Annotated in this window: 8 protein-coding genes; 7 read left to right on the top strand and 1 reads right to left on the bottom strand. The window is 72.6% G+C overall.

What is annotated here, in order from left to right; all coding sequences use genetic code 11:
* Positions 1–33 precede the first annotated feature (33 nt).
* From OG885_RS15480 to fxsT, 7 genes are all read left to right on the top strand, one after another.
* Positions 34–438: a CU044_2847 family protein gene (locus OG885_RS15480; protein ID WP_405731304.1), complete on the top strand. Its 405-nt coding sequence runs from the start codon at positions 34–36 to the stop codon at positions 436–438.
* Positions 435–2,567 carry a trypsin-like peptidase domain-containing protein gene (locus OG885_RS15475; protein WP_405731302.1) on the top strand — a complete coding sequence of 711 codons (2,133 nt, stop codon included), beginning with the start codon at positions 435–437 and terminating at the stop codon, positions 2,565–2,567. The genes OG885_RS15480 and OG885_RS15475 overlap by 4 nt, the downstream gene beginning before the upstream one ends.
* 153 nt (positions 2,568–2,720) lie before the next feature.
* Positions 2,721–3,737, top strand: a complete 1,017-nt coding sequence (locus OG885_RS15470; RefSeq protein ID WP_399949989.1) for an AAA family ATPase — start codon at positions 2,721–2,723, stop codon at positions 3,735–3,737.
* A gap of 7 nt (positions 3,738–3,744) precedes the next feature.
* Positions 3,745–7,020: an SAV_2336 N-terminal domain-related protein gene (locus OG885_RS15465; RefSeq protein ID WP_405731300.1), complete on the top strand. Its 3,276-nt coding sequence runs from the start codon at positions 3,745–3,747 to the stop codon at positions 7,018–7,020.
* Positions 7,021–7,111: 91 nt separating this feature from the next.
* The gene (locus tag OG885_RS15460; protein WP_405731298.1) at positions 7,112–7,366 is read left to right on the top strand and encodes a hypothetical protein; all 255 of its coding nucleotides are present in this window, start codon (positions 7,112–7,114) and stop codon (positions 7,364–7,366) included.
* Positions 7,363–8,649: an aKG-HExxH-type peptide beta-hydroxylase gene (locus OG885_RS15455; protein ID WP_405731296.1), complete on the top strand. Its 1,287-nt coding sequence runs from the start codon at positions 7,363–7,365 to the stop codon at positions 8,647–8,649. Before OG885_RS15460 ends, OG885_RS15455 begins: the two co-directional genes overlap by 4 nt.
* 80 nt (positions 8,650–8,729) lie before the next feature.
* A complete protein-coding gene (gene fxsT / locus OG885_RS15450) occupies positions 8,730–11,732 on the top strand; it encodes an FxSxx-COOH system tetratricopeptide repeat protein (RefSeq protein WP_405731294.1) in 3,003 nt (1,000 codons plus the stop codon).
* An 82-nt stretch (positions 11,733–11,814) separates the two neighbouring features.
* Here fxsT and OG885_RS15445 read toward each other — a convergent pair whose 3' ends face one another.
* Positions 11,815–15,594: a multifunctional oxoglutarate decarboxylase/oxoglutarate dehydrogenase thiamine pyrophosphate-binding subunit/dihydrolipoyllysine-residue succinyltransferase subunit gene (locus OG885_RS15445; RefSeq protein ID WP_405731292.1), complete on the bottom strand. Its 3,780-nt coding sequence runs from the start codon at positions 15,592–15,594 to the stop codon at positions 11,815–11,817.
* Positions 15,595–15,830: the final 236 nt, after the last annotated feature.

Here is a 15,830-nt window from a genome sequence, read left to right as displayed (position 1 = left end):
CGGGGGAGCCGGAAGCGAACGGACGGGGGCGCCGTGGGCGGAGGGATCGAACGGATAAGGCTCGACGACGGAACCGTCGTATGGGCCAGGATCGGCGCGGCGGACGGCGCCGCGTCGCACGGGGGCGGTTTCCGGGACACAGGCGCCGGAGAGCGGATCTCCTCGCTCGCGGGCGGGCTCGCCGGCACCGTCGGCGGAGTCGTGCGCTCCCTGCGCGCCGGGCTGGAGACCACGGCACCCGTGGAGGTGTCCGTCACCTTCGGCATTGAACTGTCGGCGCAGGCCGGACGGGTCGTGAGCGCCATCGCGGGAGCGGGCGGCCAGACCTCCTTGACGGTGTCGCTGACCTGGACGGAGCCCGCCCACGACGGCACCGGGCAGGATCCGGGGCAGGGGAGCGGCGGCACCCCCGAACCCTCACCCCCCACCGGCGGATGACCGCCTTCGAGGAGCCCCTGAGCTCCCTCGAGGCGATGGTGCGCCCCACGCTCGCACGAATCGTGGCGTGCGGTGACGGGTATGCACCTGACGGTGACGGCTACTGGGGCAGCGGTTTCTTCGTCGCACCGGGTTGGCTGCTGACCTGTGCGCATGTCGTGGGGGAGGGGGGAGCGGCCGTGATGCGAGAGGGCGGCCCGGTCGGTGTCAGCTGGGAGGGCGGCACCACCACCGGCCAGGTGATCCTCGCCAAGCCCGGCCACGAGGCGCTCGGCGGCGGCCGCGGCTCCTGGAAGTTCCCGGACATCGCCCTGGTCAGGGTGCGCGGAGCCGACGACGCGCGGTGCGTGTGGCTGAGCGACCGGGCACCGGCGCTGCACGCGAGCGTCAGTCTGCACGGCTGGTCGCGGGAGACCGGTGACCTCGGCGTCCGCTACGGCACCGGACAGATCAGCGGCGTGGACGGCAAGGCGCTGCTGCTCAGCGGTGCCCTGCCGGTCGGCGGGCTGTCCGGGGGGCCGGTGCTCGACCGGCGGTCCGGCGCCGTCATCGGCATGAACAAGGGACGCGGGGAGCACGAGGGAGCCGCGGTCCCGATCACCGCCCTGCGTGAACTGTTCGACCTGGCCGGCGGTGACGTCCTGCACACGGTGGTGCGCGAGCACGACCGTCACCATCTGCGGCGCTTCACCGAGTCACCGGCCACCGCCTGGACCACGGCCCAGACCGAACTCCACCGCTCCGGGGTCCCCGGCGTCGACCCCGCCCTGCGGGTCCGCCTCTACGGGTACTTCGCGGAACTGCGCCCACCCACCGGACCGCGCCCGGTCCTGGACCTCGTCGGCCGGGTCAAGGCCACGGTGACCGGCGAGGACAACCACCCGCTCCTCCTGCACGATCCGCAGACCTGGCGCGAGGGCGCGGGCCTGCTGCACGGCCTCCGCGACCGCAGCGGCAGCCGCAGCAGTGCCGACGTCGAACTCGACGCCGTACTCCTGTACGCGGCGCAGGTGGCCCGGCGCGCGGCCGGGCAGGACGCCCGGCTTCTGCGGGCGTTCGCCGGCTGGATCACCGAACAGGCCGAGCGGCACGCGTACTGGCCGGTCGGCGAGGCGATCCGCGCCCTCCTGACGGACCTCGCCGTCGCTCCCCGCCCGGCCGCCGCGCCCCTCGGCACCGCCGACGCGCCCCACCCGACCGCCACGGCCCTCGCGACCGTCGCCGCCCCCGAGGCCACGGAGGCGCCGGCGACCCGGATCGACGTCCTCGTACGGATCGGCGACATCCAGTACGGCGACCGCTATCCATGGAGCGTCCAACTCCTCTACGACGGCCAGGTGGTCACCCCCGTCGACGGCGACGACATCGGGGTCCCGCTCGGGCAGCTGGAGGAGTCCGTGCGGGGAGCGCTGGCGAAGGCCCTCAGCCTCGGCGACCACGACGAACACCTCGCCGCCGTCGAGGTGTTCCTGCCGCGCCGTCTGTTCGACCTGCCGGTCGACGAGTGGCAGCTCACCCCGCCCGGAGCGGCGGACGACGACTCCGACGCGCTCGACGAGCAGTCCATGCCCATCGGTCTGCGCAGAACGGTCGTCGTGCGCGCCCAGCACCGCAACACCCGGCCGCCCAGCCCCGAATGGCGCCGTCGCCGGCGCGGGGTGGCGCGCGGTCCGCTGACCGCCGTACCCCTGCGGGCCGAGGCGTCGGCGGAGGGCCATGTGCCCGGCGCGCACCGGGAGGGCGCGCTCGCGGTGTACGGCCGCCTGGGCGGCGCGGACGACGCGTGCGTGCCGGTGCACTGCGGGCCCGTGGGCAGCGGCGACGGGCTGGAGGCCATGGGGCGCGCGCTGCTCGCCGGGCACGCCGTCGCGGTGTGGCGGCGGGACGCCCATCCGCCGGAGGAGTGTGCGGCGTTCCACGCGCAGGCCGCCCGGCTGCTGGAGTCGGCGGGCCGGGCGGACGGTCTCGCCCGCCAGGTACGGGAGTTGCGCATCCGCCTGTCCGACCCCGACACCGCCCGGACCCAAGGGCTCAAGGGGAGGATCGCCGTACTCCTGGACCCGCCCGACCGGCCCCGCCACGGAACCGAGTCCATCCACCCCCCGGCCCTGGCCGGACCTGATTCGTAAGCCCATGTCAACTCACCTGTCTGACAAGGGGGTTGATCGACCTCAAGCGATATTCGACACGCCGGGATCTCGGCAGGCCCGGCCGCCGGGCGGTAACGTGGCGGCGGACGGCCGGGACCGCTGCATGATCACCAGAGCCGGGAGGAGCCCATGGTGAACGACTGGCGGATCTACCGCGGTGCGGGGCAACCGCACGACGGTCTGCGGCAGTTACCCGCACCCCCGCCCTGGCGGGACTTCGCGGCGGCGCGCGACGGTGCCGAGGCCGGCCCGGAGGACCCCAGCAGCGCCCGCCGACTCGGCGTCCAGCGCCGGCTCGTGGAGAACTACGCCCCCCGCCCCGCCGAGGTCGACGCCGTCAACGCGGCCCTCTATCTGCGCCGCCCGCTCCTGGTCACCGGCAACCCCGGCACCGGCAAGTCCACCCTCGCCTACGCGATCGCCCACGAACTGGGCCTCGGCCGAGTGCTGCGCTGGCCGATCGTCAGCCGCACCGGCCTCCAGGACGGCCTCTACCGCTACGACGCCATCGGCCGCCTCCAGGACGTACAACTGGAGCGCGCTCAGGGCACCGAGAGCCCCGCGGCCACCGCGTCCGGCATCGGCTCCTATCTCCGTCTCGGCCCGCTCGGCACCGCGCTGCTGCCCGCCGAACGGCCCCGCGTCCTGCTCATCGACGAACTCGACAAGAGCGACCTCGATCTGCCCAACGACCTGCTGAACACCCTGGAGGAGGGCGAGTTCGGCATTCCCGAGCTGGAACGCCTCGCGGACCGCGAGCCCGTCGTCGACGTCCTCACCGACGACGGCGAGCGGGTGGCCGTGCACGGCGGCCGTATCGCCTGCGCCGCCTTCCCGGTGATCGTGCTGACGTCCAACGGCGAACGCGACTTCCCCGCACCCCTGTTGCGCAGGTGCGTCCAGCTGGAGCTGGAGCCGCCCGGCGAGGAGCAGCTCACCGCCATGGTCGAGGCGCACCTGGGCGCCGAGGGCGCCGCCGCCGGACGCGACCTGATCGCCCGGTTCCTCGCCCGCGACCCGGGCGAAGTGGTGGCCGCCGACCAGCTCCTCAACGCGCTCTTCCTCACCCAGCACACCCCGCACGCGGAACGCCTCACCCGGGAGCGGATCGCGGACATGCTCATGCAGCCGCTCGACCGTTCGAGGTGATGGCCGGATGCAGGGGACGCATCTGGACGAACTGATCGCCCGGCTGCGCCGCGCGGGCCTCGACCTGTCCGCGGAGGAGGTGGCGGACGCGGTGTGGCTGGCCCGGTGGCTGGACCGCTCGGCGCCCCGCGACGCCCCGGCCGGCCCCCCGCCCCCACCGCCCGCCCCGGGCACCGCTGAACCGGGCACACGCGCATCGCGGCCCGCCGACGCCGACGAGCCGTACACCCCCGGAACCGGCCCGGACCCCCGGGCGGGCGCCGTCCCCCTGCACACGGCGGGCGCCGGCCCCCGGCAACGCGCCCAGGGCGGCAGCCGGCCCGCCTTCCCGGTGCGCGCCCCCGCGGCCACCGCGCTGCCCGGACTGCTCGGCCTGGAGAAGGCCCTGCGCGCCCTCGGCCGCTACCGTGCGGCCTCCGCGGCCCCCCAGGACGAGCGCATCGACGAGGAGGCGACCGCCCAGCACGCCGCCGCCAGCGGCGTACTGCTGCCCGTGCTGCGCCCCGACCGCCACCACCGCTGCGACATCCAGCTCCTCATGGACACCGGCCCCGCCATGGCCGTGTGGGGGCAGATGGTCGAGGAACTGCGGCAGGCCTGCCAGCAGTCGGGCGCCTTCGCCTCCGTCCGGGTCCACCAGCTCTACGACGACGGATCCGGCACCCCGCTCGTCGGCACCACCGCGGGCCCCGGCCGGCACACCCGGCTGCGCGGCGCCGAGGAGCTCCACGACCCCACCGGCCGCCGTCTCACCCTGGTGATCAGCGACTGCGTGGGACCCCTGTGGCAGCAGGGCGGCGCCCAACGCCTGCTGCACCGCTGGCCGCGCACCTCCCCGCTCGCCGTCGTCCAGCCGCTGCCGCCGCGCCTGTGGGGCCGTACCGCACTGCCCGCCGAACCCGGAGTGCTGCGCAGGCCCGCCGAACTCGGCGGCCGGCTCGCCTTCGCACCCGACGAGGACCCCTGGGACGAACCCGCCCCGTACGCCCGCCCGGTGCCGGTGCTGCAACCGACCCCCGAGGCCTTCGAGGCCTGGGCCCGCCTGCTGTCCGGCACCGGCCCCACCAGCGAGCGCGCCTGGGCCGCCTGGACCACCCCCGACGCCGTACGGCAGCCGGCGGGCCCCGCGCCCGTGCGGCGCTCCGACGACGAACTGCTGCGCGCCTTCCGGGCCGGCGCCTCACCCGGCGCCCTGCGCCTCGCCGTCTATCTCGCCGCGGCCCCCCTCACCCTGCCGGTCATGCAGCTCGTCCAGCGCGCGATGCTCCCCGACACCGGCCCCATGGAACTCGCCGAGGTGCTCCTGGGCGGCCTCCTGCGCCGCCTGCCCGGCCCCGGCGACCAGCCCTGCTTCAGCTACCCGGGACGCGTACAGGACCTGCTCCTGGGCGACCTGGAGCAGGAGACGGCCGGACTCGTCCTCAAGCACTGCTCCGCCTACGTGGAACGCCACTTCGGCAAGGGCACCCGCAACTTCGCCGCCCTCGCCGCGGCCCGCCTCGCCGACCACGATCCGGCCGCCGGAGCCGGGCCGGCCGTCGACGAGGACGATCCGCGCGAGGACGAGGTCAACGTCGAGGCGGAGCTGTTCGCCCGCATCCCCGCACGCGTGCTGCGCTTCTACCAGCCCGACCTGGTGACGCCCGAGCCCCTGGCCGAGGCGGAGCGGCTGCTCGGGCAGTGGCAGGCGCTGGCCGACCCGGAGGTGCTGCACCGGGCGAAGGAGCAGGCCGAGGCGGCCGTACGCCTGCCCGGCCCCGACGACGACGCCCGTGCCCGGCTGCTCCTCGGCCGCGTCCTGCGGGCCGAGGCCGGTACGGCGGCGGCACGCGGCGGGGGACACCGGGCGGACCTGCTGCGCGAGGCGGTGGAACAGCTCACTTCGGCCCATCGCACGGCCCCGGCCGACACCGCCGCCCAGGCCGAGGCGGCACTGGAACTGGCCGCCTGCCGACGCGAGCTGTGGCGGCTGACGGGTGAGACGGAACACCTGACGGCCGCGCTGGAGGTTCTGGCCGGGGATGTGGCGCCCTGGCCGACCGTGACACCTCGCGCGCGCGAGTGGCTCCGGAGCAGGAGCGGAGGGCCGGGCGGGTCCGGGGGGCAGGCACGTGCGGCTGCCGCGCCGGCTGCGCCGAGCGGTCCGGACCAGGGGGCGTCGGGTGCGCACGGGCAGGGCGGGACGGGTGACTTGGACGCGTGGGCGGCGGGAGCCCATCGGGCCCGGCTGCTGCTGCGGGGTCGGATGTCGCTCGATCTGGGCCGGGCCCGGGCCGCCGTGCCCGAGTTGGCGGAGGGCTGCGAGTTCCTGGAGGCCGAGGGGGCAGGGGGCGCCGTGCGCAGTCCCGCTCTGCTCGATCTGGCGCGGGCGCTGCGGGCCGCCGGCGCGGAGGACGTCACGACGCTGGACGCGCTGAGCAGGGCGGAGCACGCCGCCGGTGACGAGCCGGAGCTGCGATTGCCGTGTCTGGCCGCCCGGGCCGCGTTCCATGACGCGGCGGGGGAGGCGGGGGAGGCCGACGACGCGTACGAGAAAGCCACCATGATCGCGCCGCCCGACAGCCAGCGGCGCTGCGAACTTCTCACCGCCTGGGGCGAGTCCTTGCTGCGGCGTGCCTCAGGGCGGGACGGCGCACAGCTCGTGGACCGTGCCGAATACGTGTTGCGCGAGGCGCTCCACGCGCTGCCCGCACGGTCCGCGCAGCGAGGGAGGTTGCAGGGCCTGGTCGGCAGCGCGCTCGCCCAGCGCTTCCGTCATGTCGGCTTCCTCCCCGACCTGTTCGAGAGCCGTCATCTGCTCGGCCAGGCCGTGCGCGCGGCCGCCGACGCCGCCGTGCGCGCCGAGGCCTGGCTTCAGCTGGGGCGGGTGCGGCTCGAAGGCTGGTACCGGGCCGGGACACCGGTGCTCATGGACGCCCTTCAGGCCTACGAGAACGCGGAGCGTGAGGCACAGGCCGCACATGGTGTCGACCCCGGCTCGGTGACCGCCGCGCGGGCCCGGCACGGGTGCGGCGCTGTGCTGGTGCTGATGGGTCGGCCGGGGGCCGGCCGCGCGTCCTACCGGTCCGCCCGGGAGCAATGGCAGCGGCTGGTGGGGGCGTTACGGGAAGTCGACTGGGCGGAGGTGGAACTGACGCGGCGCACGGACGAGGAATTTGCCGACTCGCCGAGTCCGCCTGGGGCCACACGCGAGATGCCGGAGTCGGCCTGGCTGCGGTCGGCGCCGCCCTGGTACCCCTGGACAGAGTCCTGGAACAACTGGGCCGATCTTGACCGGAGTTGATCCGTTAGGGGTTTCTGTCTCCGGCCCCTCGGGAAGAACTGGGCAGCCGCTGCGGCCGTACGGGGCGGGCGCGGGCAGGGAGGAGCCGAGGGTGGGGGAGCTGAGGAAGAGGACGGTCGGTCCTGGCGCGAAGGACGCGCGGACCGCGCTCCTGCTCGACCTCACCGCCGTCGACCTGCGGACCTTGCGTGCTTCGGACGACCCGGAGCTCCTGACAGCCGTCGACCGCGTGCTTGAGGAAACCTCCGGCCCGAAGGAGATCTGGTACGTCGGCAGCGAGGGCGGCCGGCGTACGTTTCCAGCCGAACTCGCTGGTGGCGCCGATGCCGAGGACGCCCCGGGATGACCCTGGCGGCGGCCTTCTCCGAGGTCTTCACCGAGTTGGCGACGACCCGTCCGCTGCCGTCGGCCACCGAGGCACTGCGTGGCGCTGTCCACGCGCGTCGCATGCTGCTCCTCAAGTCCCTCCTCGTCCGCGTCGAACGGCGGCGCGAGCTGCTGACCTCCGCGGCCCGCCGCGACTTCGAGCAGGACTGGGCGCTTCTGGAACGGGCCGAGGCGACCGACCCGGCCGCCGCGCGTGCCGTCGTCGACTATCCGATGACGGGCACCTGGCTCGCCGAGGCCCTTGCCGCGCCTGACGCGCCCGCCTTCGAACGGCACCTGGCTCATCTGCGGGGCGTGGCCGTCGCCGCCGCGGTCCGGGCCGGGTACGAGGTGAGCGCAACCGTCACGGTGCGCGCGGGCACCCTGGCCCTGCCCGGACTCGGTGTGCTGCGCTGCCCGTCCGGTCGCGCCCGCCTCGACGGGAGCGGTGGACTGATGCGGATGACCGACGCTTCGGACGGCGAGGGGCTGATGCTGCCGCACTCCACAGCCCGGCCGGGTTCCGGCGGGTACCGCCCGACCGCCACCGGGACCGGCTGGACCGGGCTGAGGAGCCTGCCGGGCAGCACCGTCGTCCTGGACGACCTGGATCCCTACCGGGTGCCGGAGCCCGGGATCGGCCCCGAGGCGCTCCCCGCAGCCGAGCACTCGTCCGTCGCCCATCGGCTCTGGGCGCGGTGCTGGCGGGAGGCGCACGAACTGCTCTCGGTGACCGATCCCGAGCGTGCCGCGGAGGTCCGGGCCGTGCTGCGCGCCCTGGTGCCCCTGGAACCGTCCGACCGGGCCGTCGGCACTCCCACGAGCGCCACACTGCGGGCCGCCCCCGGCGCCGTTCTCTCCCAACTCCCCAACGACGTCGGCAAACTGACGGAATGCCTGGTGCACGAGACCCACCACACGAAGCTGGCGGCCGTGCACGAGGTCGTGCCCCTCTACCGCCCCGGCCCCGGCACCCTGCACCGCGTGGGCTGGCGCGCCGACCTGCGGCCGATCCCGGGGGTGCTCCAAGGGGCCTACGCCCATCTGGCCCTCAGCGACCTGTGGTGGCGGGCGCACAACCGTCGGCCGACCGCGTGGCGGCGCCGGGCGGAGCGGCAGTTCGAGACGTATCGGGAACAGGTCGGGGAAGCCTTGAGCATCCTCCGCGAATCCGATGAACTGACCTTTGCTGGAAGGCAGTTCGTTCGGGAGATGGGCAGGCACCACAAGAGTCTCGGCCTGCTCGCCCGGAAGACCTCGTAACGATGTGTGCAAGATGAGTTGCGTTACGTTATGCGCAGGTAGACGCGACGGCGCCGCAGGCGCGGGAACAGGGAGCGACGATGGCGGATCAGCGGCGGTCGGGCTCGGACGGTGCACCGGCACCCGAGCACTTCCTGGTGGTCTTTCCCGGCTACCACCGCTCGTGGGCCACGTGGATCGGGCACAGCCTGGAGCGCCACGGCCAGCGGGTCACCCTGCACCGCTGGGACCCGCCGCGGGAGGTCCCGCTCGAGGACTCGCTGGGCGACCTGCTGCTGGCCAGTGGACGGGTGCTGCTGGTCCTCAACGACTGGTTCTTCGAACTCGGCCCCCGCCCCGCGGGCGAGTGGAACGACGCGCTGCGCGGCTTCGTCGCCGCACACGCCGACCGCTTCGCCGCCGTCAACCTCACCAACCGGCCCCTCCTGCCCGCCACGGCGGTCCTGGAACCGGCCAGCCTGTGGGGACTGAGCGAAGAGGCCGCCGAGGAACGCCTGCTCAGCCGACTCGGCCTGGAACGCCGCCGATCGCCACGCATCCTGCTCACCGGGGTCCGCTACCCGGAGACCCGTTGTGAGATCTGGGGCGAGGTCCCGCGCCGCAACCCGCGCTTCACCGGCCGCGACGACCTGCTCACCGATATCCACCAGCGCCTGGCCGACGCCGAGCGAGGCGCCGCCGCCTGCACCCTGCTCGGCATGTCCGGCATCGGCAAGACCCAGCTCGCCGCGGAGTACGCCCACCGTTTCAGCACCGACTACGACATGGTGTGGTGGGTCAACTCCGACGACCGCAACATCCAGCGCGACCGCATGGGTGAACTCGCGGTGGAACTCGGTCTCCGCATCGGCAGCGAGCCCGGCGAGCGCATCCGTGCCGTCCGGGACGCGCTGCGACGCGGGGAGCCGCACTCCAACTGGCTTGTGGTCTTCGACGGCTGGGACGATCCAGAGGGCGCCACCACCCTGCTCCCGCAGGGCGCCGGGCATGTCCTGATCACCTCCCGCAACCGGGCCTGGAGCCAGCACACCGACATCCTGGAGGTCCCCGCCTTCGTCCGCGCGGAGTCCACGGGCTATCTGATGCGCCGCGCGCCCCACATCACCGCCGACGAGGCCGACGAGGTCGCCACTGAGTTCGGTGACGTGCCTCTGCCGCTGGTCCAGGCCGCCTCCTGGCTCGGCGAGTCCGGCATGGATGTGCCCGAGTACCTGCGGATGGTCCGCGAACGCAGACTCTCCACCGTGGACGAACCCGCCACCGGCGAGGGCTTCCCGCAGTCGTCCATGACCTCCTGGTCGATACTGCTCAACCGGCTGCGCCGTGCCCAGCCGCAGGCCATCGACGTCCTCAGCCTGTGCACGTCCTTCGCGCCCGGACGCATCCCCCTCGGCCTCATCCGCGCCTACCCGCGGGCGGACCTCCCTGAGGATCTGCGCTGGATGGTGACCGACCTTCCCGCCTGGACACGGGCGCTGGACACGCTGGTCAACTACTCGGTCCTCACCCGCGAGACCCGCGGCCCGGCCGGTGCCGAGATGGGTCCGCACCAGGAGTCGGTGCACATGCACCGCCTCGTCCACGACATCGTCTCCAAGCTGACCAGCGACGACAGCCGGGCCGGCCACCGCAGGGCGGTCCACACGCTGCTTGCGGAGGCCGACCCCAAGAACCCGATGGACACCCGGAACTGGCCCCGGTACGCGGAGTTGCTCCCGCACCTGGAACCCTCCGGCGCGCTCGACAGCACCATGCCCAAGGTCCAGGAGACCGTCCTGAACTGCCTGCGGTACTGCTTCCGCAGCGGGGAGTACAACGGTGGTCTCGAACTCGCCCGGCAGGTCCGCGAACGCTGGTCGCGGACCCTGGACCCACTCGGACAGCCGATGCTCGACCTGACCACTCAGGAGAGCAACATGATGCGGGCCAGCGGCAGGTTCCGGGAGGCCTACGAGCTGGACAGGGACGTCCTCGGGAAACTGCAGGCCACCGCGGAGCGCAACGAGATCGGCGAGCTGAACACCAGGGGCGCAGTGGCGACGAGCCTGCGCCACCTCGGACGGTACGAGGAGGCGTACGACCTTCAACGCGAGGTCCACCAGGGCAACCTCAGGCTGCTCGGCGCCGACGAGATCCCCACGCTGATCGCCAGGTTCAACCTCGGCGTCAGCCTGCGCCTGATGGGCCGTTACGCGGAAGCGTACGAGCTGGACCTGGAGACGCTCTCCCGCCGGGAGAACGTGCTGCGTGCCCGGCACATCAGCACGCTCAACTCGGGCAGCGCCGTGGCCCACGACCTGCGTCTGCTCGGCCGCTACCGCGACGCGCTCGCCCGCCAGGAACCGGTGGTCCGCCTGCACGTCCAGGTGCTCGGTGCCCAGCACCCGCAGACCCTGGAGGCCCGTGCCCAACTGGCCATGTGCCGTCGCCGCGAGGGCAGCTACTCCCAGGACGTGGGGCCGTCGATGGCGAGCCTGCTGGACCAGTTGGAGCAGCTCCATGGCCGGGCCCACTACCGAACCCTGGCCTTCATCACGAACTACGGCAACTTCCTGCGCGAACACGGCGACCTCAGCCAGGCCCGCGACCTCATCGACGAGGCGGAGACCGGCTACCGTTCCCTCCTCGGGCCCGCCCATCCGGTCGCCACGGGCATGCTCTCCAACACCGGCCTCGTGATGCAGGCCGCGGGCGAACGCGCCGAAGCGATGTCGATGTTCGAGGCCGCGCTCGCGGGTCTGACCGCCACGCTCGGTGCCGACCACCCCTGGGTGCTGGGCTGCGCCCTGAACGCCGCCAGCGCTCGCAACTTCAACGGCCGCATCGCCGACGCCGTCGACCTGAGCCGGGACACGCTGCGCCGGGCCCGGCACGTGCTCGGGGACGAGCATCCCCTCACCTTCTCCTGCCAGGTGGCACTCGCCGCCGACCTGCGGGCCGCGCGTGAGCAGGAGGAGGCCGGCAAGCTGGAGGAGGACGGTCTGCTCGGGCTCACCCGCACCCTGGGGGTCCAACACCCCCACACCATCTCCGCTCGCCAACGCACACGGCCCTACTGGGACTTCGAGGCATACCTGGGCTGATCGGGAGCGGTGGCGAACAACGAAGGGCCCGGCCCCGAGTCGTACGACTCGGGGCCGGGCCCTTTCGCGTGTGCGCCGAGACCTACGCCTCGAACACCTCACGCACCAGCTGCTCCTGCTCGGCCTGGTGCCGCTTCGCGGAACCCACCGCCGGGGACGAGCTGTGCGGGCGCGAGATGCGCCGCAGCCGCTCGCCGTGCGGGACGTCCGCGCCGACCGCCAGGTCGAGGTGGTCGATCAGGTTGAGCGCGATGAACGGCCAGGCACCCTGGTTCGCCGGCTCCTCCTGGGCCCACAGGTACTTCTCGACGTTCGGGTACTTGGCGATCTCCGCCTGGAGCTCGGCACCCGGCAGCGGGTACAGCCGCTCGACGCGGACGATCGCGATGTCCGTGGCGCCGCGCTTCTGCCGCTCGGCCTCCAGGTCGTAGTACAGCTTGCCCGCGACGAACACGACCTTGCGGACCGCGGCCGGGTCCACCGACGCGTCGCCGATGACCGGGCGGAACTGACCCGACGTGAACTCCTCCGTCTTCGACGCGGCGGCCTTCAGGCGCAGCATCGACTTCGGGGTGAAGACCACCAGCGGCTTGTGGTGCGGGTTGTGCACCTGCCACCGCAGGAGGTGGAAGTAGTTCGACGGCAGGGTCGGCATCGCGACCGTCATGTTGTTCTGCGCGCAGAGCTGGAGGAAGCGCTCGATACGGGCCGAGGAGTGGTCCGGGCCCTGGCCCTCGTAGCCGTGCGGGAGCAGCAGGGTGACGCCGGACGTCTGGCCCCACTTCTGCTCCGCCGCCGAGATGTACTCGTCGACCACCGTCTGGGCGCCGTTGACGAAGTCGCCGAACTGCGCCTCCCACAGCACGAGCGCGTCGGGGCGGGCCAGCGAGTAGCCGTACTCGAAGCCCATGACCGCGTACTCGGAGAGCAGGGAGTTGTAGACGTTGTAGCGGGCCTGCTCCTCGGCGAGGTACTGGAGCGGGGTGTACTCCTCGCCCGTCTCGCGGTTGATGAGGACCGCGTGACGCTGGCCGAAGGTGCCGCGCTGGGAGTCCTGGCCCGACAGACGGACCGGGGTGCCCTCCAGGAGCAGCGAGCCGACGGCGAGGGTCTCGCCCATGCCCCAGTCGATCGTCCCGTCCTCGACCATCGTGGCCCGGCGCTGCAACTGGGGCAGCAGACGCGGGTGGACGTGGAAGGTGTCGGGGATGTTGACCTGGGACTCGGCGATCCGCTTGACGACCTCCGAGGAGATCGCGGTGTTCACGGCGACCGGGAACTCCGCCTGCGGGTCCGAGATCGGGCCCTCGGCCGGCTGGGCCGTGATGGCCTCGCGGACCTCGGTGAAGACCTTCTCCAGCTGGCCCTGGTAGTCCTGGAGCGCCTGCTCGGCCTCTTCCAGGGTGATGTCGCCGCGACCGATGAGGGACTCGGTGTAGAGCTTGCGCACCGAGCGCTTCTTGTCGATCAGGTCGTACATCAGCGGCTGGGTGAAGGCCGGGTTGTCCGACTCGTTGTGACCGCGGCGGCGGTAGCAGATGAGGTCGATCACGACGTCCTTGTTGAACGCCTGACGGAACTCGAACGCCAGCCGGGCCACGCGGACGACGGCCTCGGGGTCGTCGCCGTTCACGTGGAAGATCGGCGCCTCGATCATGCGGGCCACGTCGGTGGCGTACATGGAGGAGCGCGACGACTCGGGAGCCGCCGTGAAGCCGACCTGGTTGTTGATGACGATGTGGACCGTGCCGCCGGTGCGGTAGCCGCGCAGCTGCGACATGTTCAGGGTCTCGGCCACCACGCCCTGGCCCGCGAAGGCCGCGTCACCGTGCAGGGCGACCGGCAGGACCGTGAAGTCCGTGCCGCCCTTGTTGATGATGTCCTGCTTGGCGCGGGCGATGCCCTCGATGACCGGGTCGACCGTCTCCAGGTGGGAGGGGTTCGCGGCCAGCGAGACGGTGATCTGCTCGCCGTCCAGGCCCGTGAAGGTGCCCTGGGCGCCCAGGTGGTACTTCACGTCGCCGGAGCCGTGCATCGACTTCGGGTCGAGGTTGCCCTCGAACTCGCGGAAGATCTGCGCGTACGACTTGCCCACGATGTTGGCGAGCACGTTCAGCCGGCCGCGGTGGGCCATGCCGATGACGACCTCGTCCAGGCGCGACTCGGCCGCGGAGTCGATGACCGCGTCGAGCAGCGGGATGACGGACTCGCCGCCCTCCAGGGAGAAGCGCTTCTGGCCGACGTACTTGGTCTGCAGGAAGGTCTCGAAGGCCTCCGCCGCGTTCAGCCGGCGCAGGATGCGCAGCTGCTCCTCGCGCTCCGGCTTGGAGTGCGGGCGCTCGATGCGGTCCTGGATCCACTTGCGCTGCTTGGGGTCCTGGATGTGCATGAACTCGATGCCGGTGGTGCGGCAGTACGAGTCGCGCAGCACGCCGAGGATGTCGCGCAGCTTCATCAGGGACTTGCCGGAGAAGCCGCCGACCGCGAACTCGCGCTCCAGGTCCCACAGGGTGAGGCCGTGCTCGGTGATGTCGAGGTCGGGGTGCTTGCGCTGGCGGTACTCCAGCGGGTCGGTGTCGGCCATGACGTGGCCGCGGACCCGGTAGGAGTGGATCAGCTCGAAGACACGGGCGGCCTTCGTGACGTCGTCGTCGTGGCTGGCGTCGATGTCCTTGAGCCAGCGGACCGGCTCGTAGGGGATGCGCAGCGCCTCGAAGATCTCGTCGTAGAAGTTGCCCTCGCCGAGGAGGAGGTTCGCGACGATCCGCAGGAACTCGCCGGAGGCGGCGCCCTGGATGACCCGGTGGTCGTAGGTCGACGTGAGCGTCATGACCTTCGAGATGCCGAGCTTGTTCAGGGTGTCCTGGGAGGTGCCCTGGAACTCCGCCGGGTAGTCCATGGAGCCGACGCCCATGATGACCGACTGGCCGGGCATCAGGCGCGGGACCGAGTGGACGGTGCCGAGGCCGCCGGGGTTGGTCAGGGAGACCGTGACACCGGAGAAGTCGTCCATCGTCAGCTTGCCGTCACGGGCGCGGCGGACGATGTCCTCGTAGGCCTGCCAGAACTCGAAGAAGTTCAGCGTCTCGGCCTTCTTGATGCCCGCGACGACCAGCTGGCGGTCGCCGTTGGGCTTCACCAGGTCGATGGCGAGGCCGAAGTTCACGTGGGCCGGCTTCACCAGGGTCGGCTTGCCGTCCTTCTCCTGGAAGGAGTAGTTCATCGACGGCATGGCCTTGATGGCCTGCACCATCGCGTACCCGATGAGGTGGGTGAAGGAGATCTTCCCGCCCCGGGCGCGCTTGAGGTGGTTGTTGATCACGATGCGGTTGTCGAAGAGCAGCTTCACCGGGACCGCACGCACGGACGTGGCCGTGGGCACCTCGATCGAGGCGTTCATGTTCTTCGCGACCGCGGCGGCGGGGCCGCGCAGCGTGACCAGTTCGGGACCCTCCGCGGACGCGGCGGCCGGCGCGGCCTTCGCGGCCGGCTGGGCGGCGGGCTTGGCCGGAGCCGGGGCGGCGGCCTTCGCGGGCGCCGGAGCGGCGGCAGCGGGCTGCGCGGCCGCGGGGGCCGGCGTGGGCACCGAGGGCGCCGCAGGAGCCGCGGGGGCGGCAGGAGCCGCCGGAGCCGGGGCGGCGGGGGCCGGAGCAGCAGCCGCGGCCGGGGCGGCGGCCGCACCCGGCTTGTAGTCGGCGAAGAAGTCCCACCAGGCTCGGTCTACCGAGTTCGGGTCCTGGAGGTACTGCTGATAGATCTCGTCGACGAGCCACTCATTGGCGCCGAACGCGGCAGCGGGGTTCTTTCCCGCTTGGTCTGCGTCGGTCGAGATGCTCGAGTTACTGGGGGACTGTGGCGACACGGCGGCAACCGCCCTCTTCCGCTTCACAAGGTGATGGACAGCGGGAATAAAGGCTACGCCTCCCTGGCCGGGAAGGTCAGGCCGGGCATGGTCATCGTCGTGTAAGTCACATCGGAAAGCGTGTTTCGGGGCCAGAAATGGCGGGAAACAAGCGTGGTTCCGCTTCTCACGGCGGCACCTGGCAAGGGGTGAGCACGGCCCCGGACGCCGATGGCGCGGGCCTGTGGCCGATCACA

Origin of the sequence: Streptomyces sp. NBC_00028 (assembly GCF_045041065.1) — a bacterium.
Taxonomy (GTDB): Bacteria; Actinomycetota; Actinomycetes; order Streptomycetales; family Streptomycetaceae; genus Streptomyces.
Note: the sequence above shows the minus strand (reverse complement) of the source record. Positions and strands in the feature narration are given on the sequence as shown.